Here is a 26170-nt window from a genome sequence, read left to right as displayed (position 1 = left end):
TCTTTCCAGATAGGCTAAGGTTATACGGTTAAATATATTGAGTTCACATCGATCCACCGATCCTTGCCCTATAGTCAGTTGCTCACGGCAAATAAATTGATCTCCCCATATTGCAGACGTACATTGAATAAACATTGCAACAATAGCTTAACAACAAGGATTTTTTACTATGCGTACCGTCAAGAAAACGCACATAGCTTATCGCGATGATATCGAAGATTTGGTCACACGCAGACCCGTTCCAGGTCCAGAGCTCGATCAGATTGATCCTTTCCTGTTCCTCAATCATCACGGCCCGCAAGTGTACCAACCGAACAATCATGGACTGCCATTCGGCCCGCATCCACATCGTGGTTTCGAAACCGTTACCTTCATTCTTGAGGGTTCACTGGCGCACTATGACTCAGGGGGACATGAAAGTATTATTGAAGCCGGTGGCGTACAGTGGATGACCGCCGGATCGGGTCTTATCCACGCTGAAGTTTCACCGCCTCACTTTAAGCAAGAAGGCGGCGCAATGGAAATACTCCAGCTATGGGTCAATCTTCCTTCTCAACTCAAGATGACACATCCACGTTACTCGGGTGTGCAAAAAGAGGCGATCCCTCGGCTACCTTTAGACGATGGCAAAGGGCAACTGGAACTCATCTCAGGCGAATTTTTGGGGGAGCATGGCCCCATCACGCCACTTACTGGTGTGTTTATGTCCGTGGTACGTTTATCGGCCAGTGCGAAAACCACACTCTCTGCGCCCAAAAACCGCAACGTATTCCTTTATATCGTCACTGGCGATGTTGCGATCGCGGGTCAAAACGTTCAGAAATGGCATTTAGTCGATCTGAATAACGATGGCGATGCATTCGAAGTCGAAGCGCTAAGCCAATGCATTTTGTTATTTGGACATGCTGATCCGCTTAATGAGCCGGTCTGCGCTCAGGGACCTTTTGTGATGAACAATCAGGAAGAGATCAAACAGGCGTTCGCTGATTACAGGGCTGGTGTCTTTCATCAAACAGGGAAATTGCCAGAATTGAAAGACTGAGAATGGAACCCAAGGATGGGGACGATAACCAAGCCTGCTCACGGAACGTCGTACCATCACTCCGTTTGATCGCAGGCACCGAACTAGTATTCTCGTTTGAAATCAACCTCACCTCGAAGTGTGCCATTGGCGTGAAATCGGGCGAGGTTATCCAAAAATAACGCCCCCATCAAGCTGGGCACCATCGGCCCTGCAATGTGTGCCGTCAATGTCAGATTTGGCGATTGCCAGAATGGGTGGTCAGTTGGTAACGGTTCCTGGCGAAACACATCCAGCACCGCACCAGCAATTTGGGCATCATGCAACGCGGCCAGCAAATCATCATCAACTACAGCACTGCCACGCCCTACATTGATAAACAAGGATGAAGATTTCATCGCTGCAAACAAGCTGGCGTCATAAATATCCGTCGTCGCCGACGTATCGGGCAGGAGATTGATAACATAATCGGCTTCCGACACCGCATCAGACAATTCAGCGAGACACATGACTGTTTTAAAATCAGGATGATGTCTTGCCGTACTCGCAATACCATACAGCGTGACCCCAAAAGGTCTTAGAAAACCAGCAACTTCGCTGCCGATCTCTCCCGCACCAACAATCAGCACATTTTTACCAGCCAACGATCCGGGCAACCGATGATCCCACCGTTGTTCCGCTTGACTAAGCTGCCGTTCTGCCAAACGCAGCTCATGTCTGAGCATATAGGCAATCACATATTCGGCTATAGGCTGCCCAAACACACCGACAGCCCGGCTTAAACGGTAGTCACGCGGCAACTCATTAGCCAATAATGGCTTGAATCCTGCCCAGGTGGACTGTAGCCACCTCGGTTTTACCCCTTGAGCGAGCAACAGGGCCGCAGTATCCGGCTCACCGAGCCAAATCGGGCAACTTGAGGCCTGTTCTGCGGAGCCCTCTGATATCACCAATTCCAGTTCTGGCGCACAATGATTCAAAACGGAACGTATTTCATCGGCACGCGAGTCCAATAAAAGAATAGCGCTCATAAACACCTTTCTTAAATGGGTGAAGCCAGCGTTCTTCTCCACCCATTATGACCAATTTCAGTTGATGGTATCACCAACCGCCGCCGCCACCACCACCGGAGCCGCCACCAGACGAGCCGCCACCGGAGGAACCAGAGCCAATCGACGTCCCCCCTCCTCCGCCAGAACCAGCTCGAGGTGGCTTCGATGACGACGAGGTACACGCCCTGCTGAACTGAGAAACCGACTCCCATCCCGTATTGTGAAAAACATCAGATGCCACTTGATGTCTCTTCAGATACTGAGCAAACGTATTAGCCCACGTTTCTCCAACCCCCAATGCCAAAGCGTAAGGCAGCATACGCTCAAAGTGCATAACCAATTTGTCAGGTGGATACAGCGTTTCATAACGGCGCTCTTCTGCGGCACGGAGATACATAGTCATCCCTTTCGCTACGGACAATCCATTCAATCCTTTCTGGGTATGACGCGGTACAATGCAGAAAAAACCCAAACACAATAACAAGCTTACCGACCAGGCTCTCTGATATCCTTCAGGAAGCGCGGATGATGTGAATATATTAAAGAGTAACAAGCCGAAAAGCAGCGTGAAGAGGAAACCGACCAACTGCAAAAAGAATAATATTTTGCTTTCTTCGCTACCCCGTTGCATCGCGGAATAACGTATATACTTCATGATCTTAAAAAACAACACTACACAAATCAGTAAGAAAGGCATGCTGATTATCGTGGAAATAGCCGATCTAAGATCGAAAAAAAGACCGTAAAGGATCGGTACAAATAGAGTGAGTATGATCCCCGTCTTCACTGCGCTAGAAATCGATAAGAAAAGGGTCGCTTGCTCCTCTTTATAACGCGCCTCCTGAGCATTGCGCGCTTCCAGCATTTTTTCTGAACGCAGGGTGTTTTCCGTAATATCCAACTTCGTGCTTTTACCGGGAAACAAGATCTTAAGAAACGTCCTATCTTCAGGCGTCAGATTTTGAGAGGCACTATCGGGCAGACGCGTAAGCCATTGCTCCTCTCGCTCTGGCGTCATTCCCCCCCTTCGGGTTTTTCTGGATTTATATTTGATTTTTGTCAGTGCGATAGCACGTCTGGAAACCAGATCCAATATATCGCTGGAGAAAGCCATATTATCGTAGGTACGCAGAATGAGATAACGCACATAGCCCGGAGAAACCCCATCAGGAATGCTGTACAACGGCACAACCGCTGGCATGGTTAAGCGAGCAGCAGCCACATGCTTACGCCACCATAGCAGGTAGTAAATCGCGATCAAAAAGGAGGGAATCCACAGAACCCAGCTTTTCTGCGTGGGGGAAAGCCATTCCCCCAGTAGGGAATCTCCCTGCGGCGCAGGCGCTGAGGCCAGAATATTGCGCGGCCATGTATAAGCAACCGTGACACCTTCGCCCAAACGCAGCGGTGCTAGCGTCTCGATACTACCATCATCCAGAATACGGGCATTATCGCCTTTACTGCCCACCAGACCGGTATACACATCAATCGATCGCAGGCGTGAATCTTTACCGGTAGGCGTGAGAAACGCCGTTCCCTCCGGCAACTGTAGGCGAAAACGGACTTTATCGATGGGATAACCCCAACCGTTACCAGTTACGTTCCAATACAGCTCATCCCAATCGGGAAAACGGCTGAAATGGTTACTCACTTGATACTGAATATGATAACGATACGTACCAGGCTCAAGCTGATGGCTGGCGCGGCCAATCAATACTTTCATATGCCCGTTGATATAATCGATACTATAGTTTTCGGGCACACCATCTCGCAGCACTTGTTTAATCTGATACTGCAACTGAAACGTACTGCCATCCTGTCGATACCAAACCAACGGAAGCGTCCGGAAAATACCTCGTTTAATCTGCTCGCCGGTCGTTCGAACCTGAATGTTCTCCTTCACCAGCATAGAACCATCGGTCTGGAAACGAGCCTGAGAATCGAACAACAAGATGCGTTCATCTGTCGTATGGCGATAATCCGTCGCCTCAGATGTCACACTGATGCCATCATTTTTATTATTTTGCGAATCCGCCAGAGCCAACGCGCTCCAACAGATTAAAAATAGAAAGCCGCAACAACGTATAATGCCTTGCCACCCTGCCATCACTTCACTCCATCCGTGGTACTTGCCCCTCAACGGGATTTCCCAGTTCAAAAAACACCTCTGTTTTGAACCGGAACAGCTTTGCGATTAACAAACTGGGAAACGATTCTATCTGAATATTCAAATCCCTCACCGTGGCATTGAAATACCGGCGCGACATTTGCAATTGTTCTTCAATTTCGGAGAGAGATTGCTGCAAAGAGAGAAAATTCTGGTTAGCCTTCAAATCAGGATAAGCCTCAGCCAGAGCAAAAAAACGCCCTAACGCCCCTGAATATTCTCGCTCATTCTGAGCAATTTGGCGGGTACTGGCCGTTTGATCGTAACGCTGGCGGGAAATGGTCTCCAGCAGGTCTTTCTCATGCTGCGCGTAACGCTTGACCAGCGTAAGGAGGTTGGGAGCCAAGTCGTGACGACGCTTCAGTTGCACAGCAATACCGCTCCAGGCTTCATCTTTAAAACGCCTTAGAGATATCAATCGGTTATAAGTGATAATTGCCCAGACGACCACCAGACAAAACAGAGCTAAGCCAAGATAAATTTCCATTTCAAACCGTCTTTCTATTGTGATAGATAAGGAAAATCAACGTGTTGGTGTACTGGCAAATAGTACCTCATCCATAGGCGCTTGATGACAGAAAATTGCAGCAATTCGGCTTTTCTTACAAGGAATAGTAAAAGAATGAGATAAATCAGGACGAATAAAAGAGGACAATAAAATATTGGAGCGGGAAACGAGACTCGAACTCGCGACCCCGACCTTGGCAAGGTCGTGCTCTACCAACTGAGCTATTCCCGCATAGGACAGATTTATTATCTTTAGCTTAGGTAAGAATCAGGCGATACCAGGACCAAAAATAATCAAACAACACCGAGTATTTTGTAACGCTATGAATTTAATCACTATTTCATACAAACTGTACTCAGCGGTCAGCATTATGTACCAACCCATCTCAGGTGGCAAGTGCTTTCCACTGAAAAGTATTTCTATCAGTAACAACGCTAAGTTTACGTGATTCACACACGACCAACCCAATCTGATACCGCAATGACCTCGGCAGTATCAGATCCGTGTTTTGAACGAACAGCAAAATAAGACGTCGTGTTGTTTATCAGGACGACATCAACTTACTTTCGTTTTTAATGGCGGAATAGCCGGAATAGGCTCGGCATGGGCCATGTCTTGCTCCGTCATACGGAATTTTTCAGGATAGTGCTCAGGATCAGAACGTCTTGCCGGTTCACTGGTTCGCCACATATAGAGGCATTTATCACACTGAAGAACGGCCCAAACATCAGCGACCGGGCTGTTATACATCACACTGATATGTTCATGGCGACAACGTGGACAAATCTTGGGTTCTTTATTCAGGTTCATCATTGTTGCCCTCCTGATATTAACTGATTAAGGCGTTCGACCCAGAATGCGGTTTCAGGGAGATCGCGCACAGGCATACTGTAATTCCCTCGTGTATCGGGATACACCGGTGTCGTTGCGTCAATAACGAGTTTGTCGGTAATGCCTGAAGGCGAAGAACCAGGATCAAGCGGAACAACCGACATATTTGGCAACTGGATGAGATCACCCGCCGCATTCACTTTCGTTGAAAGCGCCCACATGACCTGAGGCAGGTTAAAAGGATCGACATCCTCATCAACCATAATCACCATTTTCATATACCCCAATCCATGAGGCGTCGTCATTGCACGGACCCCGACTGCGCGGGCAAAACCGCCATAACGTTTTTTAGTTGAAATAATGGCCAATAAACCATGTGTGTACATGGCATTTACCGCCTGAACTTCGGGGAACTCGGCCTTCAGCTGCTTATAAAGCGGTACACAGGTTGCCGGGCCAATAAGGTAATCGACCTCCGTCCAGGGCATACCCAGATAGAGCGATTCAAAGATAAGGTCGTTACGATATGAAACTTTATCTACCCGAATCAAAGGCATACTATGCCCACCGGAATAATTACCAGTGAACTCACCAAACGGCCCTTCAAGTTCGCGTTTACGCCCTTCAATGACCCCTTCAATGATAATTTCCGATCCCCATGGCACATCAAAACCCGTTAAAGGTGCAGTTGCGATGGGATAAGGTGCCTGACGGAGTGCGCCAGCCATTTCATATTCAGACTGGTCATAACGTAATGGCGTTGACGCCATAAGCGTAATGATCGGATCATTACCAATAGCAATCGCGACCGGAAGATCCTCACCTTTCTCTTCAGCCATACGAAGGTGGATAGCAATATCATGTACCGGTACGGGTTGAATGGCGAGATGGCGTTTTCCCTTGACCTGCATCCGATAAATGCCGACATTTTGCTTATCGAAATTATCCGGCTCATCAGGATCCCGCGAGATCACCGACGCCTTATCGATATAGTACCCGCCGTCCCCATCGTTCAATCTGAACAGCGGTAAGACTTCAAACAGGTTGATGTCCTCACCGTCGGTTGTATTTTCACGCCAGGGAGCATTTTCACGACGCTCAGGTGCAATCGGGAAATCATCCCAGCGTCGAATAAATTCGGCGACCTGTTCCCGTGTTGAGGTTGAGGGATCCATACCCATCGCGATAGCGTGATTAGGCCATGACCCCAGGGTATTGAGCGCAACACGCGCATCGGTAAATCCCTCTATATTATCAAAATAGAGTGCCGGTGCTTTTTCTCCTATCCGCCCAGCGGCATTACCCGCAGCAGCAAGATCGGGCTCTGGTTTTACTTTATCTTCGACTTTTAAAAGCTGCCCCTTATTTTCCAGGGCCTCAAGAAATGATCGTAGATCATCAAAAGGCATCACGTTCTCCTTATCTGGTTAAGATTTACCCTCATTGATTCAACGTTGCAGTCATATTTTTTTCATACGCTATTGTCTCTGGCATGCGAAAGCCCTTCCCAACGCTTGGCTCCATGAAACTCAAGGCCAAACTGATCGAGAATACGAGTAACAATATGATTAACAATGTCATCAACGGATGATGGGTGGTTATAAAAAGCGGGCATCGGGGGAACAATGTTCACACCGATCCGTGAAAGATAAGTCATATTTTCGAGATGAATGGTGCTCAGCGGTGTTTCACGGGGAACAAGTACAAGTTTTCTGTTCTCTTTAATGACAACATCTGCTGCTCGTCCGATAAGCCCTTCGCTGTACCCAGCTCTAATTCCTGCAAGGGTTTTCATGCTGCAAGGAACAATAATCATTCCATCGGTCAGAAAGGAGCCAGAACTGATTTTGGCTGCCTGATTATTCGAGTCATAATAGACATCGCTCAGGGCCGCAACATCCCGCCACTGCATTGGCGTTTCCAATTCAATGGTGACGCGGGCCCATTTGGACATGACGAGATGAACTTCAACGTCGGATTGCATACGTAAAGCTTGCAATACCGCGATAGCAAGAGGAGCACCAGTGCTACCCGTTATGCCCACAATGATACGCATCAAAAATACTCCGTACACGAACTAATTGATGCCATCATAAGAATGACCTGACGATAAAGTCAATTAGTTCGTACACGGATTAATGATAAAGGAACGGTATATGTTTGAAGATAAAGTATTTCATGTTATCCGCGTTATTTTGCAAGAACACACTGCACGCTGGTCATCTCTGATGCCTGAACTAACAAAACCACAATATGCTGTGCTTGAAGCACTGGATCAGGAACATGAACTGGATCAGTTAAGCCTTGGTCAGGCAAGTGCTACCAAACGGGGAACATTAACGGAAATGCTGGCACGCATGGAGAAAAAAGGGCTGATTGAAAGACGAGCAGGTGAAAAAGATGCAAGACAGAAAAAAGTCGTCATGACGAAAAAGGGAAAACAGGTATTAGACGAGGCGAAACTCGTTGCAGATCGAGTCACTGACAGCTTTCTTGAGACACTCAGCCCGGAAGAACTGACTAACTTTCAGAAAACATTACACAAAATGCTTACTGAAGCTAGAAAACCAAAAAGTATTGCCTGAGATTTGGAATAAGTGATAAACAACGATAGAAAAGAAATTGGAGCGGGAAACGAGACTCGAACTCGCGACCCCGACCTTGGCAAGGTCGTGCTCTACCAACTGAGCTATTCCCGCTCGGGAGTGGTGCTGTACCAAGAACGATAATCTGTACCGGTACGGGGTGCGCATTATACGAGAAATCATCTCAACCGCAAGCCCCAAAAAATGAAAATACGTCTGACTGCTGATAAAAAGAGCAAAACGATGTGAAAACAGACATCTCAACCTCAACGGTTCGTCAGGTCCGCCGACCTGACTGCCGCCCGAATAACACCACCACCAACAACAATAAAAACCATCAGCCTAAAGCTGGATAAAATGCTCACGGTAATACGCCAATTCTGCCAGCGACTCGCGAATATCGTCCATTGCCTGGTGTGTGCCCTGCTTTTTAAACCCTGAAAGAATGTCTGGTTTCCAACGACGAGCAAGCTCTTTTAGTGTGCTAACGTCTAGATAACGGTAGTGGAAATACGCTTCCAGTTCCGGCATATAGCGAAACAGAAAACGACGATCCTGACCAATACTGTTACCACAGATCGGTGATTTACCCGCAGGCACCCACTGCTGTAAAAAAGCCAATGTCGATAACTCTGCTGCACGTTCATCGATCTGGCTGGCTTTAACACGATCGACTAAACCACTGGCACCGTGTGTACGCACATTCCAGTCATCCATCAACGCGAGTTGACTATCTGCTTGGTGGACCGCCAGAACCGGCCCCTCAGCCAATACATTCAAATTGGCATCGGTCACTAATGTCGCGATTTCAATAATACGATCGCGTTCAGGATCCAGGCCAGTCATCTCAAGATCGATCCAGATCAGGTTATTTTCATCTACCATCGTTGGTATTCCTATTTAACCGCCGATTGACATCCACGATCGCCTCATAGAAGACCAACCGGCAGCATCAGTTAATTAAAATCAAATAGCGTGTATTATAGTCGCCTCAATCACCATGGGCGACAACCCTGTTCGTACCGTTCATCGTACCATGGCGATCAATAACGTATTAAGTGAGGCTCAGTGAGCAAAAAGAAACTGTCTAAAGGTCAGCAACGCCGGGTCAGTGCTAATCATCAGCGCCGTCTGAAGCATTCGGAAAGCAAGATCGAATGGGATGATAGCCAACTGTGCGAAGCTCAGGAAGGTATCGTGATCAGCCGGTTCGGTATGCATGCAGATATCGAGGCCGAAACAGGTATCGTGCATCGCTGTAATATCCGTCGAACGATCAAATCGCTGGTCACAGGCGACCGTGTCGTATGGCGAGCGGGTAAAGAAGCGCTTGCCGGGATAAGCGGTATCGTTGAAGCGGTTCATCCACGCCATTCCGTTCTGACACGACCTGATTACTATGACGGCGTCAAGCCGATCGCAGCCAATATCGATCAGATCGTGATCGTTTCTGCCATTTTACCCGAACTCTCACTCAATATTATCGATCGCTATTTGGTTGCCTGTGAAACGCTCGAAATCGAACCGCTGATTGTATTGAACAAAGTCGATCTGCTGGATGAAGAAGCAAACCAGTTTGTTAATGAACTGATGGATATTTACCGAGCGCTGAATTACCGCGTACTGATGGTATCAAGTCAAACGCAGCAAGGCATTGCAGAATTAGAACAGGCGTTAACCGAAAGGATCAGCATCTTTGCCGGACAATCCGGGGTCGGTAAATCCAGTTTACTCAATGCCTTGCTCTCGCTTGATGAAGAACGCATTCTGGTTAATCAGGTTTCTGATAATTCTGGGCTTGGTCAACACACGACAACCGCCGCACGACTTTATCATTTCCCTCACGGCGGCGATGTCATTGATTCTCCAGGCGTGCGTGAATTTGGCCTGTGGCATCTGGATCCCGATCAGATCACCCGTGGTTTCATCGAATTCCGAGACTATATTGGGGAATGTAAATTTCGCGACTGCAAGCACGATAACGATCCGGGCTGCGCTATTCATGCCGCTCTCGAACGGGGTGACATTGCCGCCGAACGCTTTGATAATTATCGTCGAATTTTAGAAAGCATGGCGCAGGTCAAAACGCGAAAAACCTTTTCCGATACGGATAACTGACATTTATGGTATCCGTCGCTACAATGCGCACCTTTTACATCATGGCGCACCACTAATCCAAGAGGCTCACTGTGCTGGATAATCTCAAAATCAAATTACAGTATTGGCTTCCCAAACTTTGGCTAACTCGTTTGGCTGGCTGGGGAGCGGATAAACAAGCGGGTAAACTGACCAAATTGGTCATCGATTTATTCGTTCGTCGGTACAAAGTGAATATGCAAGAAGCCGTGCAACCCGATACGGCTGCTTATCGGACGTTTAATGAATTTTTTGTTCGCCCATTGAAACCTGAAGTTCGACCTATCGATCCACATGACCATCGTCTGATTCAGCCTGCCGACGGGGTCATGTCCCAGTTAGGCCCCATTACAGAGGGCAAACTGATTCAGGCCAAAAACCACCTGTATTCGTTGGAAGCGCTGCTTGCTGGTAACTATGTCATGGCCGAGTTGTTCCGTGACGGTATGTTTGCGACCACTTACTTATCACCGCGCGATTACCACCGTGTACACATGCCATGTCACGGCGTTCTACGCGAAATGATTTACGTGCCAGGCGATCTTTTTTCCGTCAATCTACTCACCGCAGACCATGTGCCCAATCTGTTTGCCCGTAATGAGCGTGTCATTTGCCTGTTTGATACCGAATTTGGCCCGTTGGCACAAATTCTGGTCGGCGCGACGATCGTCGGTAGTATCGAAACCGTTTGGGCCGGCACCGTCACGCCACCACGCGAAGGTATCATCCAGCGTTGGACGTATCCGCAAACGGGCGAAGACGCGATTGTGCTGGAAAAAGGTCAGGAAATGGGACGCTTTAAGCTGGGCTCAACCGTTATTAACCTGTTTTCCCCCAACCGGGTACAGTTTGCTGCCAATCTTAATAGCTTGAGCGTGACCCGCATGGGGGAACCTTTTGCCGAAAGATTGTCTGACGATCAGGAAACCGAAGCATCCCAGGACGAAATTCTCGAACAGCCCCACTCGATTCATGTGGCATCTGGCACAACAGATAACCCAGGCTGAGCGCCGTCAATTCTCCATCGTGGTGAGTAAAAGGTAGGCTAAACGTGCGTCTGATTCTGACTTTTCTACTAAGTTGTTTCTTATCAACCACCGTATTGGCCGCCTCTGCGCCGAGCGAGGCGCAGCTACGTCAACAGCTACAACAGGCAGAATCGAACAAGGCTGTCGCCGATCAGGCGCAGATTATTGAAGAACTTCAATCTGCCTTGAACTCAACACAAGAAGCCAAAGAATCACGAGAACGAGCGGCGCAATACCAACGCGTAATCGATGATTTTCCTAAACTTATTCGGGAATTACGTCGTCTGATAACAGCAGAGGACGTCCCCCTCCCATCAACAGCAAGTCACCTCTCTATCAACGATCTTGAGCAGCAGATCCTGCAAACCAGTAGCCAGCTACTGGAGCAAGGCCGTCAGTTGCAACAAGAGCAGGATCGATTACGCGAAATCAGCGACTCCCTTGGTCAGCTGCCCCAACAACAAACCGAAGCCAGCCGCTCACTGAGTGATATGGAACGCCGTATCCAGGCTCTCGGGACAGCAACCACTCCGCTTGCTCAGGCGCAATTGGCATCACTACAGGCCGAATCTGCCTTACGAAAAAGCCGTGTCGATGAATTGGAACTCGCACAGCTCTCAGCCAGCAATCGACAGGAACTCTCTCGTCTACGCGCAGAACTGTATAAAAAACGGCACGACCGATTGGACACCCAGCTACAAGGGTTGCGCAGCAATCTCAATAACCAGAGACAGAAAGAAGCGGAACTGGCGTTGGAACGTACCGAACTTCTGGCTGAACAAAGTGGCGATTTGCCCACCGTCATCAGTTCCCAGTTAAAGGTCAACCGTGAGCTGTCGGTCGCGTTAAATCAGCAGGCTCAGCGAATGGATCTGATCGCCTCCCAGCAACGACAAGCTGCCGCCCATACGCTTCAGGTGAGGCAGGCGCTCAGCACCATTCGCGAACAGGCACAATGGCTTGATGTTTCGCCGGTTTTGGGCGAAACCTTACGAGCGCAGGTCGCACGATTACCGGAGATGCCCAAACCACAGCAGTTGGACAGCGACATGGCACAGTTACGCGTCCAACGTTTGCACTTTGAAGACCTCATCAACAAGCCACATGATATTGAGCAGCTAAAGCAGGATGACGGCACAACGCTGAGTTCAGATCAACAGCGTATTCTCACCGATCAACTGCGCACCCAACGCGACCTGCTCACTTCGCTCATTTCCGGATGCGATACGCAAATTCTGGAATTAACCAAACTCAAAGTGGCCAATAACCAGTTGGAAGACGCGTTACTGGAGACGAAAGAAGCCGCCCATCGCTACCTTTTCTGGGTGGCTGATGTTGACCCAATGACGTTCTCTTATCCTCTGAAACTGGTACAGGATCTGACTCGTCTGCTGTCTTTGGATACGTTTACCCAACTGAGCAGCGCCATGATCATGATGATAACCAGCAGAGAAACGGTGATTCCACTACTGGGTGCGTTGCTGCTGGTGGGATTTAGTATCAGTTCCCGTCGTCATTACCACGCTTTTTTAGAACGCGCCAGCAGCCGGGTAGGTAAAGTGACTCTCGATCATTTTACACTGACGCTACGTACCGTTTTCTGGTCTATTCTGGCGGCCCTTCCCTTACCTGTACTCTGGGCTGCATTGGGCTCCGGTTTACAGAATGCCTGGCCTTACCCAGTAGCCGTCGCTATTGGCGACAGCGTAACAGCTACGGTTCCATTGATGTGGCTGGTCATGATTAGTGCATCATTTGCGCACCCTCAAGGGTTGTTCATCGTCCACTTTCGCTGGTCACCCGATCGGGTCGCCAGAGCGATGCGCTATTACCGTCTCTCCATTGCCTTTATCGTGCCATTAATTATGGCGCTGATTACCTTTGATAAACTCAACGATCGCGAATTTTCCAGCACGCTAGGACGTTTGTGCTTCATTCTGCTCTGTATGGCACTGAGTCTGGTGACAACCAGTTTCAAACGAGCGGGTATTCCGCTTTATCTGGATAAAGAAGGGTCTGGAGAGAATTCGGTTAACCGAGCAATGTGGAATCTGTTGATATGCGTTCCTCTGGTTGCCGCGCTGGCGTCCTGCATTGGTTATCTCGCAACAGCACAGGCGTTGCTTGCGCGTCTGGAAACGTCGGTATCCATTTGGTTCTTTCTGTTAGTCATTTATTACATCATTCGCCGCTGGATGCTGATCCAACGACGGCGGATTGCTTTCGATCGCGCCAAACAGCGTCGTTCAGAAATTCTGGCACATCGTGCCAGGGGAGAAGAGGAACTTCAGTCAGGTTCAACGCATGAAAGCAGCTCTGACGCGATCGAAGAGCCAGTGGTTGATTTAGATGCAATTAGCGCGAAATCACTACAGCTTGTCCGTTCTATTCTGACTCTCATCGCGCTAATTTCGGTCATCGTACTGTGGTCAGAAATTCATTCTGCTTTTGCATTCCTGGAAAATATCAGCCTGTGGGATGTCAGCAGCACGGTTAAAGGGGTAGAGAGCGTTCAATCGATTACGCTGGGCTCCGTTCTCATCGCCATCCTGATCTTTATCATTACGGCTCAAGTGGTACGAAATCTCCCCGCGCTACTTGAACTCGCCCTTTTACAACATCTTGATTTGTCACCAGGCAGTGGCTACGCCATCACCACCATCAGCAAATATATTCTGATGTTGGTAGGCTGCCTGATGGGCTTTTCACTTATCGGGATTGAGTGGTCGAAATTACAATGGCTCGTTGCCGCATTGGGTGTGGGATTAGGGTTTGGTTTGCAGGAAATTTTCGCTAACTTCATTTCCGGCCTGATTATTCTGTTCGAAAAACCCATACGTATCGGCGATACCGTCACAATTCGCGATCTCACAGGAAGCGTGATGCGCATTAACACGCGTGCGACTACCATTTCTGATTGGGATCGCAAAGAAATTATTGTGCCCAACAAAGCCTTTATTACTGAGCAATTCATTAACTGGTCTCTATCAGACTCCGTCACGCGTGTTGTCCTGACAATCCCAGCCCCTGCTGATGCCAATAGCAAAGAAGTGACTGATTTACTCATGGATGCCGTGAGTCGATGTTCACTCATCTTGGAAAACCCACCGCCAGAAGCTTTTCTGGTTGATTTACAACAGGGAATTCAGATTTTTGAACTGCGTATTTTTGCAGCGGAAATGGGCCACCGTATGCCACTGCGGCATGAGTTACACCAGTTGATTTTGGAAAATTATCGTAAACACAATATGGAACTGCCATTCCCCCCACTACAGGTACGAATGGATCATCTATCGCGTAAGGGAAATACATTGACGCCTAGAAACAGGACCGCTGGAAGCTTGTAAAAACAGAGATAAGGCGGGGCCATCATTGCCCCGCTGCATTGTCATAGCAAATTCAAGCACGTTCGACAGAAAACGCGATCACATCACTTAGCCTTTCTGCATTCAATGCCAGCATCACCAGACGATCAACGCCCAATGCTACGCCTGCGCATTCAGGAATACCCTGCTTCAATGCGGCTAACAAATTTTCATCAATCGGCTGTTGGGTTAAACCGCGTGCCGCACGTTTACGGTTATCCTGCTCGAAACGCTGGCGCTGTTCATCAGCATCAGTCAATTCACGGAAGCCATTCGCCAGTTCCATCCCTTTGAAATAGACTTCAAAGCGCTCCGCGACACGATGATCCTCCGTACTGATTTCAGCCAAAGATGCTTGTGTTGCAGGGAAATGATAAACAAACGCGGGCTTGTCATGGCCGATGTTCGGTTCAACGCCAAAAGTGAATAACATCTGTACCAGTGCATCGCGATCGTCCTCGCGGCTGGCAATATCACCCAATTCCAGCTTTTCTGCCGCCTCACGCAACTGAGCTTTATCGGCGGACAGGGGATCTATATCCAAATGGCGCAAAAAAGCCTGTTGATACGAAAGCATTTCCGCACTTTCGCAATCCAACACCTGTTGCAGAAGATCATCGACCTCATTCATCAATCGATACATATCGTAATGGGGTCGATACCACTCTAACATCGTGAATTCCGGATTATGATGCCGACCGGATTCCTCATTACGAAAACTGCGACACAATTGAAAAATCGGACCGCTGCCTGCTGCCAGCAAGCGTTTCATGTGGTATTCAGGGCTGGTCATCAAATACAGCGTCATCCCATCAGCAGCACCTGGTCCAACGAAGCGGGTCTGGAACGGACATAAAAAGACATCCGTTACCGTCGCCTGACTCATCGCTGGCGTTTCAACCTCCAGTACCCCACGATCGGTGAAGAAACGCCGGATAGCTGCGACTATCGACGCTCGCTTCAACAAATTAGCGACAGAAGCAGTAGGTTGCCAGCTTGCCGTCTCGCTCATGGTTCTTACTCCAAAGTCAAACAGGTGGAGCAGTCTACCCGCATCTCTTCAAGCAAACAAAAAATTTACGATATGGGCCCCAAATGGAAGCCCGTGCTGCCATAGTCACATAATCATTCTGGAGTATTTCGCGTTAGTGAAAAGAAAAACCATACCTTTACCATGGATAGGTAAAACGATGTATATGCAGTGAAACATTTTCCTATGTGGCTTTTGAAAGCATTATTAAAGAAATAAACGCGACGTTTTTATAAAAATAAGCAGTTCGATCACGTTTTTACTTCTTATTACAAGACGCTCTGAAAAAACAGCAAAATGCTGGATCACATCAAATTTCATCTACTCATTATTCGTTATACTCATTCCCATACAAAAAATAGCGTTATGTCTATTCTTAATATGTTCGCGCATCCATTTTTATACGGTTACAGGCATAAAGCGTTTCGCGGATATATACAGATATATAAAGAAAGAAACGAATAGATATTATTTTTTTATTTTAACTTAATTAACTTAAGTAACTGGAGGAATGCAGTGCAAACCTTTAATGCCGATTTGGCCATTATCGGGGCCGGGGGAGCTGGTTTACGTGCGGCAATTGCTGCCGCCGAAGCAAATCCCCAACTGAAAATTGCGCTGATCTCAAAAGTCTACCCAATGCGTAGCCATACCGTGGCGGCAGAAGGCGGATCAGCAGCGGTCACTCAGGACCACGATAGCTTTGATTATCATTTCAACGACACCGTTTCCGGTGGCGATTGGTTATGTGAACAAGACGTTGTTGAACACTTCGTCAAACACTGCCCTGAAGAAATGATCCAACTGGAACAATGGGGCTGCCCATGGAGTCGTAAGCCAGATGGTTCTGTCAACGTTCGCCGTTTTGGCGGAATGAAAATAGAACGAACCTGGTTTGCTGCCGATAAAACCGGCTTCCACATGCTGCATACGCTGTTCCAAACGTCCCTCAAATATCCCCAAATCCAACGTTTTGATGAGCATTTTGTCCTAGATGTACTGGTTGACGACGGCAACGCTCGAGGCATCGTCGCCATCAATATGATGGAAGGCTCACTCATCCAGATTCGTGCTAACGCTGTCGTTCTTGCCACCGGTGGTGCAGGACGCGTATATCGTTATAACACCAATGGCGGCATCGTCACCGGTGACGGTATGGGTATGGCATTCCGCCATGGCGTTCCGCTGCGCGATATGGAGTTTGTACAGTATCATCCGACTGGCCTTCCCGGTTCCGGTATTCTGATGACCGAAGGCTGCCGTGGTGAAGGCGGTATCATGGTCAATAAAGACGGATACCGTTATTTGCAAGACTACGGTATGGGTCCGGAAACCCCACTGGGCCAGCCGAAAAACAAATATATGGAATTGGGTCCTCGCGACAAAGTATCCCAGGCCTTCTGGCATGAATGGCGCGCCGGACGCACGATCTCCACACCGCTAGGTGATGTCGTTTATCTTGACCTGCGCCATCTGGGTGAGAAAAAGCTTAAAGAACGTCTGCCGTTTATTTGTGAACTGGCGAAAGCTTATGTCGGCGTCGATCCGGTAAAAGAACCGATTCCTATTCGCCCCACGGCGCATTACACCATGGGCGGCATTGAAACCGATCAAAACTGTGAAACCCGAATCAAAGGTCTGTTTGCAGTCGGTGAATGTTCATCTGTTGGCCTGCACGGTGCCAACCGCCTCGGCTCCAATTCGCTCGCAGAGTTGGTGGTATTTGGTCGCGTCGCCGGTGAACAAGCGGTACAACGCGCTCAATCTGCGGCTCCCGCCAACGGTAGCGCACTGGATGCACAAACCCGCGATATCGAACAGCGTCTGAACGACCTGATGAAACAGGAAGGTACAGAAAGCTGGGCGAAGATCCGTGATGAAATGGGTTTGTCCATGGAAGAAGGTTGCGGTATTTACAGAACAACGGATTTGATGCAAAAAACCGTTGATAAACTGGCCGAACTGAAAGAACGCTTCAAACGGGTGAAAATTACCGACCATTCCAGCGTATTTAATACTGACCTGCTTTACACCATCGAGTTGGGGCACAGTCTGGATGTCGCTGAATGTATGGCGCACTCAGCCATCAACCGTAAGGAATCCCGTGGTGCTCACCAACGTTTGGACGAAGGTTGCACCGAGCGTGATGACGTTAACTTCCTGAAACACACGCTGGCTTTCTATAATCCTGAAGGTGCGCCACGTCTGGATTACACCGATGTGAAAATCACCAAGCTGCCGCCGGCCAAACGTGTTTACGGTGCTGAAGGCGATGCTCAGGATACCAGTAAGAAGGAGCAGGCGAATGGCTGAGATGCAAACCCTGAAAATGGAAGTCATGCGCTATAATCCTGAACAGGACAGCGCGCCGCATTTTGAGACGTTTGACGTCCCGTTCAACAAGCAGACTTCCCTGCTGGATGCGCTGGGCTATATCAAAGATAACCTGGCAGCCGACCTTTCTTACCGCTGGTCCTGCCGTATGGCAATCTGTGGTTCATGCGGCATGATGGTGAACAACGTTCCCAAGCTGGCCTGTAAGACTTTCCTGCGTGACTATCAGGACGGAATGAAAGTTGAAGCGTTGGGTAATTTCCCCATCGAACGCGACCTTGTGGTCGATATGACGCATTTTATTGAAAGTCTGGAAGCCATCAAACCTTACATCATCGGTAACGATCGTAAGCCAGCAGATGGTACGAACAAACAAACGCCCGCGCAAATGGCCAAATACCACCAGTTCTCTGGTTGTATTAACTGTGGCCTTTGCTACGCCGCCTGTCCGCAGTTTGGCTTGAACCCTGAGTTCATCGGCCCAGCCGCGATCACATTGGCGCATCGTTATAACCTGGACAACCGCGATCATGGAAAGAAAGAGCGTATGGCGCAGTTGAACGGTAATAACGGGGTCTGGAGTTGTACCTTTGTCGGTTACTGCTCAGAGGTTTGTCCGAAGCATGTTGACCCAGCCGCAGCAATCCAGCAAGGCAAGGTTGAGAGTGCGAAAGACTTCATGATTGCCATGCTAAAACCACAATAAGGGAGGGGCAATAATGACAACTAAACGTAAAGCGTATGTCCGTGACATGTCGCCGACCTGGTGGAAAAAGCTGGGCTTTTATCGCTTTTATATGTTGCGTGAAGGGACGGCCTTACCTGCCGTCTGGTTCAGTATTGTATTGATGTGCGGCGTATTTTCACTCAAAAATGGCCCGGAAGGTTGGGCTAACTTTGTCGGGTTTCTGCAAAACCCACTGGTACTGCTGATTAATATCATTGCATTGCTGGCTGCTGTGCTACATACCAAAACCTGGTTTGAACTGGCACCGAAAGCATCCATCGTCATCATAAAAGACGAGAAAATGGGGCCAGAGCCCATTATCAAAGGGCTCTGGGCTGTCACCATTGTGGCTACGGTAGCGGTACTGGCTATCGCCTTACTATTCTGATCGGGAGAATAACGTGATTAATCAAACGCCAAAACGTTCCGATGAGCCCCCGTTCTGGGGTCTGTTCGGCGCTGGTGGTATGTGGAGTGCGTTTTTCGCGCCCGTCATTATCTTGTTGGTTGGTATCCTTCTGCCACTAGGTCTGTTTCCAGATGCGTTAACCTATGAACGTATCGCGGCATTCAGCCAGAGCTTTATTGGCCGAGTCTTTCTGCTGTTGATGATCATTCTGCCAATCTGGTGTGGCTTACACCGTCTTCACCATGCGATGCACGACCTGAAAATTCATGTTCCTGCCGGGAAATGGGTATTTTATGGTTTGGCTGCAATTCTTAGTATTGTGACGATCATCGGTGTTGTTACGCTATAAAGCGAAAACGCGTTGTTTATCTTCACGGCCTGCCGAATTATGGCAGGCCGTTTTATTTTGGATATAAAGCGTAAAACAATATCGTCTTAAGATAAGGAATATTAATGATAGTTATTAATTAAATTAATGTTTGCGCCCTACCCCATAATCTTATCCCGAAACATAAAGAACACGGCACCCAACAAACATAGCCCTGCCCAAATATAATCGGTACGAAATGGCTCTTTTAAAATAATAATAGAGAAAGGAATAAATACGGAAAGGCTAATCACTTCTTGCAATATCTTCAACTGACCGGCGGAGGCAACCTGATATCCAATACGATTTGCCGGTACTTGTAATAGGTACTCAAATAATGCAATTCCCCAACTCACCAACGCGGCAATTAACCAAGTCCGCCCACTGAAGTAACGTAAATGCCCATACCATGCAAAAGTCATAAACACATTACTGAGCGTCAGCATACATACAGTGATAACAAGCGGTGACATCATTTTTCTCCAACTGAGACACCGCCGCATTATGTCGCTGGGAAGCCAAAAACGCCACCTTACCAGGCAACAAACAATCTTTTTGGCCGCCTATTGAGCGCTACGTTGTATTGCCTTACCACCGGATTCAACGTCTTGCCCGATACCGCGTGCCGTATTACACCCAACGACAGCGGACAAAATAACTACGGAGAAAATAGCAACCAGACTTTTCTTCAACATAAGCGATTCCTTCTTCATAAGAATAGGGTTCTGAAAGGCAGGAAGACACTGCCTTTTAAGCGTAGTCAATTTTGTCTGTTTTGCGTTTTTTTAAGCGAGGGATGACAGATATGGTACGTAACAAAAAAGCTGCCAAAAAATTTAGCAGCTTTTTCTTTACCGATTATTTTACGCGAGAGACATACTCACCAGAGCGGGTATCAACCTTGATCACTTCGCCAATCTGCACAAACAATGGCACTTTTACTACCGCGCCAGTTGTCAGAGTTGCTGGTTTTCCGCCTGTACCGGCAGTATCACCTTTCAGACCAGGATCGGTATCGGTAATTTCAGCTTCGATAAAATTCGGTGGCTGAACGGCGATCGGGCGACCATCCCACAGGGTAACGATACATTCGGCGTTATCCTGCAACCATTTTGCAGAGTCACCGACCGTTTTCGCTTCGACCTGATGCTGCTCAAAGGTTTCAGGATGCATGAAATGGAAGAACTCACCATCGTTGTACAGGTAGTTCATGTTGGTATCCATTACGTCCGCACCTTCCGCTGAGTCGGTAGACTTGAAGGTTTTCTCAACGCGGGTACCCGTCAACAGACGACGCATTTTTACACGAGCAAAAGCCTGGCCTTTACCCGGTTTCACAAATTCACTGGATTCGATAGCATACGGCTCGCCTTCGAACATGATTTTAAGACCGGAACGAAAATCGTTGCTAAAATAAGTCGCCATAAAGGCCCTCTACATTTAATACTGGTACTAAGCCAAAAAATGGCACACATTGTAACCCAAAAGATACCTTCCAGAGAAGATTGGTTGCAGCAACTTGCAGACGTAATTACCGATCCGGAAGAATTATTGCAACTTCTGACACTGAATGAACATCCGACGCTTCAACAAGGCACCGACGCTCGCCGACTTTTTCCCCTGCGAGTACCGCGAACCTTTGCTGCCCGTATGCAAAAGGGTAATGCCAACGACCCACTTTTACTTCAGGTCATCACCTCTCAGGCAGAATTCATTGTTACACCAGGCTTCAGCCACGATCCGCTTGATGAACAACACAGCGTCGTCCCAGGATTACTGCATAAATATCACAACCGCGCATTGCTATTAGTGAAAGGCGGTTGTGCCATTAACTGCCGCTATTGCTTCCGGCGCCATTTCCCTTACCAGGACAACCAAGGTAACAAAGCTAACTGGCATCAGGCGTTAAACTATATCAGCGCACACCCTGAACTGGATGAAATCATTTTCTCCGGCGGGGATCCGCTGATGGCGAAAGACCATGAGATTGATTGGCTGATCACTGAACTGGAAAAGATACCGCATATAAAGCGACTGCGTATTCATACTCGCCTGCCAGTGGTGATCCCAGCCCGCATTACCGAAGCGCTGTGCCAACGTTTCTCACGAACGCCTCTTCAGATTTTGCTGGTGACACACATTAATCACCCGCAAGAGATTGACCCTGAGCTAACGCAAAGCATGGCACGTTTACGCCATGCCGGAGTCACATTGCTCAACCAGAGCGTTCTGTTGCGCGGCGTAAACGACAATGCAGACACGCTGGCAAACTTAAGCAATGCGCTGTTTAATGCAGGCATACTGCCCTACTATCTTCACGTTTTGGATAAAGTACAGGGCGCGGCGCACTTTCTGGTTAGCGACGATGATGCACGTTCGCTGGTAAAGGCACTCATGAAGAAAGTCTCTGGCTATCTGGTTCCTCGTCTGGCACGAGAAATTGGTGGTGAGGCCAGTAAAACGCCACTGGATCTTGGGCTGAGACAAGAGCAGAACGCACCTATCCCGAAGTAAACATCTGCCAAAAGTGATTTTTGACGTTATAAAACAACGACACACGGTATGACGGGCAAAACGCCCATTATCATAGACCGACGATTCCTCGCCGGTCTATTGACTAAACACTAACCTGTGCCCAAAGGGATCCCCTTACTTAAGGGCATTTGTACACATCACCAACAATCTTACTGTCTAACGGTGCAAAGCTAGACCAAAAGGTTTCACTCGGGCTAGTCGCGCCATAAATCGTATTTCCGCCCATCCCAGCAGCCTTATTACGCAAATCATTCGCGGCACCACGCATTGAGCTACCATCGCTCTCATGACCAGATAACCAGTTAGACTGGCTACCGCTGACCTGTCCCAGCAACTGACATTCGCTACCCGGTTTGGTATCTGTAAATGTGACCGCTTGTCCTGCGGCACTGAGTTGATTCGTTGAACTACAGCCGGCCAACAGGATGGCTGCGGAAATACCCAGTAACATGCGAATCTGCATTTTCCCCTCCATGATATTGAAAAAATTAACGATTTCCTAAATCAGGCACGCCATTTTTTAAAGCGATTAATCAGACCATTGGTCGAACTGTCATGACTATCGACCTCTTTTGCATCTTCCAACTCGGGTAAAATACGGTTAGCCAGTTGTTTACCCAATTCCACTCCCCATTGATCGAATGTGAAGATATTCAGAATCGCACCTTGAGTGAAAATTTTATGTTCGTACAGCGCAATCAATGCACCCAAACTATATGGCGTAATCTCACGCAACAGAATCGAGTTAGTCGGACGATTGCCTTCAAACACTTTGAAAGGCGCGACATGTTCAACCTCTGCCGCGGTTTTACCCGCAGCAGCAAATTCTGCTTCAACGACGTCACGGCTCTTACCAAATGCCAGCGCTTCTGTTTGAGCAAAGAAATTGGACAATAGCTTACTGTGGTGATCGCTTAACGGGTTGTGGCTCAATGCTGGCGCAATAAAATCGCAAGGTACTAGCTTCGTACCCTGATGAATCAGCTGGTAAAAGGCATGTTGGCCATTGGTGCCCGGTTCTCCCCAGATAATGGGACCCGTTTGATAATCGACCGGATTACCGTTGCGATCGACGCATTTCCCGTTGGACTCCATATTCCCCTGTTGGAAATAGGCAGCAAAACGGTGCATATATTGGTCATAAGGCAGAATCGCTTCTGTTTCAGCACCAAAGAAATTGTTATACCAAATGCCAATCAACGCCAGTAGCACAGGCAGGTTTTGTTCCGCTGGCGTCGAAGCAAAGTGCTTATCCATCGCATGAGCACCGCTCAACAGTTTCTCAAAGTTGTCGAACCCCAGTGAAAGGATAATCGACAGACCGATTGCCGACCACAGAGAATAGCGTCCACCGACCCAATCCCAGAACTCAAACATGTTGTCGGTATCAATACCAAAATCACCAACGGCCTTCGCATTGGTAGACAACGCCGCAAAGTGTTTTGCGACATGTTTGCCATCCTGAGCGGATTTCAGGAACCAATCGCGAGCACTGTGTGCATTGGTCATCGTTTCCTGAGTGGTAAAGGTTTTGGAAGCGACTAAAAATAGCGTCGTTTCGGGGTTCAGCGGCTTCAACGTTTCAGCAATATGTGTACCATCAACGTTGGAAACAAAATACATATTTAAATGATTTTTATAGGGTTTCAGTGCCTCTGTCACCATATATGGTCCAAGATCTGAGCCGCCAATACCGATGTTCACAACATCGGTAATCGCCTTCCCGGTATACCCTTTCCAATCGCCACCAATCACGCGTTCGCTGAACAATTTCATTTTTTCCAGCACCGCATTGACTTCCGGCATGACATCTTTGCCATCAACCAGAATCGGCGTATTGCTGCGGTTACGCAAAGCAACGTGCAACACGGCACGTCCTTCGGTCTGATTAATTTTCTTACCAGAAAACATCGCATCAATCGATCCTGCCAAATCGGTTTCCCGCGCCAGCGCCAACAATTTTTCCAGCGTTTCTTCCGTAATACGGTTTTTGGAGTAATCCACAAGCATTTGGTCGTCAAATGTTGCGGAAAAACGCGTAAAGCGATTGCTGTCTTTTTCAAACAACTCGCTTATTTTTAGATCCTTAACCGCCGAAAAATGCTGTTGTAACGCTTGCCATGCCGCAGTCTGACTTGGATTGATTTTTTTCATAACGATACTTTCTCTCTCAGTATGAATTCAAAAGTGGCTGAATCGATTGTATCCCGTAAAACGTCAATTGAGATCCCTTTTCTTGCTAAATGGACGTTAGGCTTTTTGTTTTATTGACAGCAACCGGATAACCCGTTATTTGTAACAGGGTACTTGCATATCTCATGTGCAAGCCAGAAGAGGAGCGTCGCCCAGGTAAGGTATCGGAGGAACCGTAATCCAATGATGATACCCAAGGGGGAGCGACGCCGAGGTGATGTGAAAGGCGGTTTTCACGTTATCGACCGCAGGGGCTGAATCCCCTGGGTTGTCACCCGGCTCGTCCCGATTAGGGACGTTCAGCAAGGTGGAGCGCTTCTGGGTGTATCGTAGTTTTCTTATTTTCTACGCCTGCTCCCTGTTTACCGCTCTTCCCTTGTGCCAAGGCTGATTAATGGATTGCCGTATTTCATGATGAAATGGTTCACGCTGAAACCGTTCACTCTGAAACAACCGCACCCCTGACACGAGGTTTTTTTACATGTCTGCTAATGAAGTTTCTGCACCAACACATCCGATCATTATTGCCAAATTTGGCGGCACCAGCGTGGCTGATTTTGACGCCATGAACCGTAGTGCCGATGTTGTTCTTTCCAACCCTTCTGTGCGGGTTGTGGTTCTATCCGCTTCTGCAGGCATCACCAACTTACTGGTTGCTCTGGCCGAAGGACTCAGCCAGGAAGAGCGAATCCAGCATTTAGACAAAATTCGTCAGATTCAATATGCCATTCTCGATCGCCTGAAAAAACCCAACGCCATCGTCCGTGAGGAAATCGACCGGATGTTGGAAAATGTCACAACATTGTCAGAAGCCGCTGAGTTGGCGACATCCAATGCCCTGACAGATGAATTGGTTAGCCATGGCGAACTGATGTCTACGCTATTATTCGTTGAAATTCTGCGTCAGCGTGATGTCGCCTCAGAGTGGTTTGATGTACGTAAAATCATGAGAACCGATGACCATTTTGGTCGGGCACAACCGGATTGCGACGTATTGGGCGAATTAACCCGTAGTCAATTGCTACCCCGTCTTGAGCAAGGGTTAGTCATTACTCAGGGATTCATCGGTAGCGAAGCCAAAGGAAGAACCACAACACTGGGTCGCGGCGGCAGCGATTACACGGCAGCACTGCTGGGTGAGGCGTTAAACGCCAGTCGAATCGATATCTGGACCGATGTTCCCGGTATCTACACGACCGATCCACGCATCGTGCCTACGGCGAAACGCATTGATGAAATCATGTTTGAAGAAGCCGCGGAAATGGCCACGTTCGGTGCAAAAGTGCTGCATCCCGCGACGCTGCTACCCGCTGTCCGCAGCGATATTCCGGTGTTTGTCGGCTCCAGTAAGGATCCGGCAGCCGGCGGGACTCTGGTTTGCAATAAAACTGAGGACCCGCCGCTATTTCGTGCATTGGCGCTCAGACGTAAACAAACCTTACTCACGCTACACAGCCTGAACATGTTGCATGCACGTGGTTTTCTGGCCGAGGTGTTCAGTATTCTCGCCCAGCACAACATCTCTGTTGATCTGATTACCACCTCTGAAGTCAACGTGGCACTAACGCTGGATACCACGGGCTCAACGTCAACGGGCGATAGCCTGCTGTCCAGCGCGTTGCTAACTGAACTGTCTTCCCTGTGTCGCGTGGAAGTGGAAGAAAACCTATCGTTGGTCGCGCTGATTGGCAATAAACTGTCTCAGGCTTGTGGCGTAGGAAAAGAAGTCTTTGGCGTGCTGGAACCGTTCAATATTCGCCTGATTTGCTACGGAGCAAGCAGTAACAACCTGTGTTTCCTTGTGCCGGGTGACGACGCCGAGCAAGTCGTGCAAACACTGCACCACAGCTTGTTCGAGTGATGCATAATGTTTAAATCCGCC

The 26170-nt window shown here is 48.3% G+C and carries 24 protein-coding genes, 2 tRNA genes and 1 riboswitch; of the genes, 11 read left to right on the top strand and 15 right to left on the bottom strand.

What is annotated here, in order from left to right:
* Positions 1-169: 169 nt before the first annotated feature.
* Complete coding sequence (locus tag ACKPVM_RS18125) at positions 170-1042, top strand: pirin family protein (protein WP_409311172.1); 873 nt, start codon at positions 170-172, stop codon at positions 1040-1042.
* A gap of 83 nt (positions 1043-1125) precedes the next feature.
* Here the strand turns inward: ACKPVM_RS18125 and ACKPVM_RS18120 are convergent, their stop codons facing one another.
* The 7 genes from ACKPVM_RS18120 to ACKPVM_RS18090 all read right to left on the bottom strand — a co-directional run bounded on the left by ACKPVM_RS18120 (position 1126) and on the right by ACKPVM_RS18090 (position 7635).
* Complete coding sequence (locus ACKPVM_RS18120; RefSeq protein WP_409311171.1) at positions 1126-2052, bottom strand: D-2-hydroxyacid dehydrogenase; 927 nt, start codon at positions 2050-2052, stop codon at positions 1126-1128.
* Between the two features lie 70 nt (positions 2053-2122).
* Positions 2123-4180 (bottom strand): DUF2207 domain-containing protein, encoded by a 2058-nt coding sequence (locus tag ACKPVM_RS18115; RefSeq protein ID WP_409311170.1) that lies wholly within the window; start codon positions 4178-4180, stop codon positions 2123-2125.
* A gap of 4 nt (positions 4181-4184) precedes the next feature.
* A complete protein-coding gene (locus ACKPVM_RS18110; RefSeq protein WP_409311169.1) occupies positions 4185-4727 on the bottom strand; it encodes a LemA family protein in 543 nt (180 codons plus the stop codon).
* Between the two features lie 176 nt (positions 4728-4903).
* Positions 4904-4979, bottom strand: a tRNA-Gly gene (locus ACKPVM_RS18105).
* Between the two features lie 324 nt (positions 4980-5303).
* On the bottom strand, positions 5304-5561 hold the full coding sequence (locus tag ACKPVM_RS18100; RefSeq protein WP_409311168.1) for a non-oxidative hydroxyarylic acid decarboxylases subunit D: 258 nt from the start codon (positions 5559-5561) through the stop codon (positions 5304-5306).
* Positions 5558-6988 carry a non-oxidative hydroxyarylic acid decarboxylases subunit C gene (locus ACKPVM_RS18095; RefSeq protein WP_409311225.1) on the bottom strand — a complete coding sequence of 477 codons (1431 nt, stop codon included), beginning with the start codon at positions 6986-6988 and terminating at the stop codon, positions 5558-5560. The genes ACKPVM_RS18100 and ACKPVM_RS18095 overlap by 4 nt, the downstream gene beginning before the upstream one ends.
* Before the next feature lie 62 nt (positions 6989-7050).
* Positions 7051-7635 carry a non-oxidative hydroxyarylic acid decarboxylases subunit B gene (locus ACKPVM_RS18090; RefSeq protein WP_409311224.1) on the bottom strand — a complete coding sequence of 195 codons (585 nt, stop codon included), beginning with the start codon at positions 7633-7635 and terminating at the stop codon, positions 7051-7053.
* 100 nt (positions 7636-7735) lie between these two features.
* Here ACKPVM_RS18090 and ACKPVM_RS18085 point away from each other — a divergent pair, with 100 nt between their 5' ends.
* Positions 7736-8164: a MarR family winged helix-turn-helix transcriptional regulator gene (locus tag ACKPVM_RS18085; RefSeq protein WP_409311223.1), complete on the top strand. Its 429-nt coding sequence runs from the start codon at positions 7736-7738 to the stop codon at positions 8162-8164.
* A 38-nt stretch (positions 8165-8202) separates the two neighbouring features.
* Here the strand turns inward: ACKPVM_RS18085 and ACKPVM_RS18080 are convergent.
* Positions 8203-8278 (bottom strand) — tRNA-Gly (locus tag ACKPVM_RS18080).
* A gap of 228 nt (positions 8279-8506) precedes the next feature.
* Positions 8507-9049: an oligoribonuclease gene (gene orn, locus ACKPVM_RS18075; RefSeq protein ID WP_409311222.1), complete on the bottom strand. Its 543-nt coding sequence runs from the start codon at positions 9047-9049 to the stop codon at positions 8507-8509.
* A 183-nt stretch (positions 9050-9232) separates the two neighbouring features.
* Here orn and rsgA point away from each other — a divergent pair, with 183 nt between their 5' ends.
* The 3 genes from rsgA to mscM all read left to right on the top strand — a co-directional run bounded on the left by rsgA (position 9233) and on the right by mscM (position 14675).
* Complete coding sequence (gene rsgA, locus ACKPVM_RS18070) at positions 9233-10282, top strand: small ribosomal subunit biogenesis GTPase RsgA (RefSeq protein WP_409311221.1); 1050 nt, start codon at positions 9233-9235, stop codon at positions 10280-10282.
* A gap of 71 nt (positions 10283-10353) precedes the next feature.
* Positions 10354-11307: an archaetidylserine decarboxylase gene (gene asd, locus ACKPVM_RS18065; RefSeq protein WP_409311220.1), complete on the top strand. Its 954-nt coding sequence runs from the start codon at positions 10354-10356 to the stop codon at positions 11305-11307.
* Positions 11308-11351: 44 nt separating this feature from the next.
* Positions 11352-14675, top strand: coding sequence for a miniconductance mechanosensitive channel MscM (gene mscM / locus ACKPVM_RS18060; RefSeq protein ID WP_409311219.1), 3324 nt, complete (start codon positions 11352-11354; stop codon positions 14673-14675).
* Between the two features lie 52 nt (positions 14676-14727).
* On the opposite strand, the gene epmA is transcribed toward mscM, so the two are convergent.
* Complete coding sequence (epmA, locus tag ACKPVM_RS18055) at positions 14728-15705, bottom strand: elongation factor P--(R)-beta-lysine ligase (RefSeq protein ID WP_409311218.1); 978 nt, start codon at positions 15703-15705, stop codon at positions 14728-14730.
* A 534-nt stretch (positions 15706-16239) separates the two neighbouring features.
* On the opposite strand from epmA, the gene frdA reads away from it, so the two are divergent.
* The 4 genes from frdA to frdD are packed head-to-tail and all read left to right on the top strand — an operon-like array spanning position 16240 to position 19542.
* Positions 16240-18036: a fumarate reductase (quinol) flavoprotein subunit gene (gene frdA, locus ACKPVM_RS18050; RefSeq protein ID WP_409311217.1), complete on the top strand. Its 1797-nt coding sequence runs from the start codon at positions 16240-16242 to the stop codon at positions 18034-18036.
* A complete protein-coding gene (locus tag ACKPVM_RS18045; RefSeq protein ID WP_409311216.1) occupies positions 18029-18763 on the top strand; it encodes a succinate dehydrogenase/fumarate reductase iron-sulfur subunit in 735 nt (244 codons plus the stop codon). The genes frdA and ACKPVM_RS18045 overlap by 8 nt, the downstream gene beginning before the upstream one ends.
* Before the next feature lie 13 nt (positions 18764-18776).
* Positions 18777-19172 carry a fumarate reductase subunit FrdC gene (gene frdC, locus ACKPVM_RS18040; protein ID WP_409311215.1) on the top strand — a complete coding sequence of 132 codons (396 nt, stop codon included), beginning with the start codon at positions 18777-18779 and terminating at the stop codon, positions 19170-19172.
* A gap of 13 nt (positions 19173-19185) precedes the next feature.
* Entirely contained in the window at positions 19186-19542 is a 357-nt protein-coding gene (gene frdD, locus ACKPVM_RS18035; RefSeq protein WP_409311214.1) for a fumarate reductase subunit FrdD, read from the top strand.
* A 137-nt stretch (positions 19543-19679) separates the two neighbouring features.
* On the opposite strand, the gene ACKPVM_RS18030 is transcribed toward frdD, so the two are convergent.
* From ACKPVM_RS18030 to efp, 3 genes are all read right to left on the bottom strand, one after another.
* Entirely contained in the window at positions 19680-20033 is a 354-nt protein-coding gene (locus ACKPVM_RS18030; RefSeq protein ID WP_409311226.1) for a DMT family protein, read from the bottom strand.
* A 90-nt stretch (positions 20034-20123) separates the two neighbouring features.
* The gene (locus tag ACKPVM_RS18025) at positions 20124-20255 is read right to left on the bottom strand and encodes an entericidin A/B family lipoprotein (protein ID WP_409311213.1); all 132 of its coding nucleotides are present in this window, start codon (positions 20253-20255) and stop codon (positions 20124-20126) included.
* Between the two features lie 163 nt (positions 20256-20418).
* Positions 20419-20985: an elongation factor P gene (efp, locus tag ACKPVM_RS18020; protein ID WP_409311212.1), complete on the bottom strand. Its 567-nt coding sequence runs from the start codon at positions 20983-20985 to the stop codon at positions 20419-20421.
* Positions 20986-21024: 39 nt separating this feature from the next.
* Here efp and epmB point away from each other — a divergent pair, with 39 nt between their 5' ends.
* Positions 21025-22074 (top strand): EF-P beta-lysylation protein EpmB, encoded by a 1050-nt coding sequence (gene epmB / locus ACKPVM_RS18015; protein ID WP_409311211.1) that lies wholly within the window; start codon positions 21025-21027, stop codon positions 22072-22074.
* Between the two features lie 139 nt (positions 22075-22213).
* Here epmB and ACKPVM_RS18010 read toward each other — a convergent pair whose 3' ends face one another.
* Positions 22214-22558 carry a DUF4156 domain-containing protein gene (locus ACKPVM_RS18010; protein WP_409311210.1) on the bottom strand — a complete coding sequence of 115 codons (345 nt, stop codon included), beginning with the start codon at positions 22556-22558 and terminating at the stop codon, positions 22214-22216.
* 41 nt (positions 22559-22599) lie between these two features.
* Positions 22600-24249: a glucose-6-phosphate isomerase gene (gene pgi, locus ACKPVM_RS18005; RefSeq protein WP_409311209.1), complete on the bottom strand. Its 1650-nt coding sequence runs from the start codon at positions 24247-24249 to the stop codon at positions 22600-22602.
* Between the two features lie 169 nt (positions 24250-24418).
* Positions 24419-24614, top strand: a riboswitch (Lysine riboswitch).
* Between the two features lie 155 nt (positions 24615-24769).
* Between pgi and lysC the strand changes: the two genes are divergently transcribed.
* Complete coding sequence (gene lysC, locus ACKPVM_RS18000) at positions 24770-26149, top strand: lysine-sensitive aspartokinase 3 (protein WP_409311208.1); 1380 nt, start codon at positions 24770-24772, stop codon at positions 26147-26149.
* The last annotated feature ends 21 nt before the right edge of the window (positions 26150-26170 follow it).

Source organism: Pectobacterium hainanensis, from assembly GCF_046237015.1.
GTDB lineage: Bacteria > Pseudomonadota > Gammaproteobacteria > Enterobacterales > Enterobacteriaceae > JBJYIN01.
Note: the sequence above shows the minus strand (reverse complement) of the source record. Positions and strands in the feature narration are given on the sequence as shown.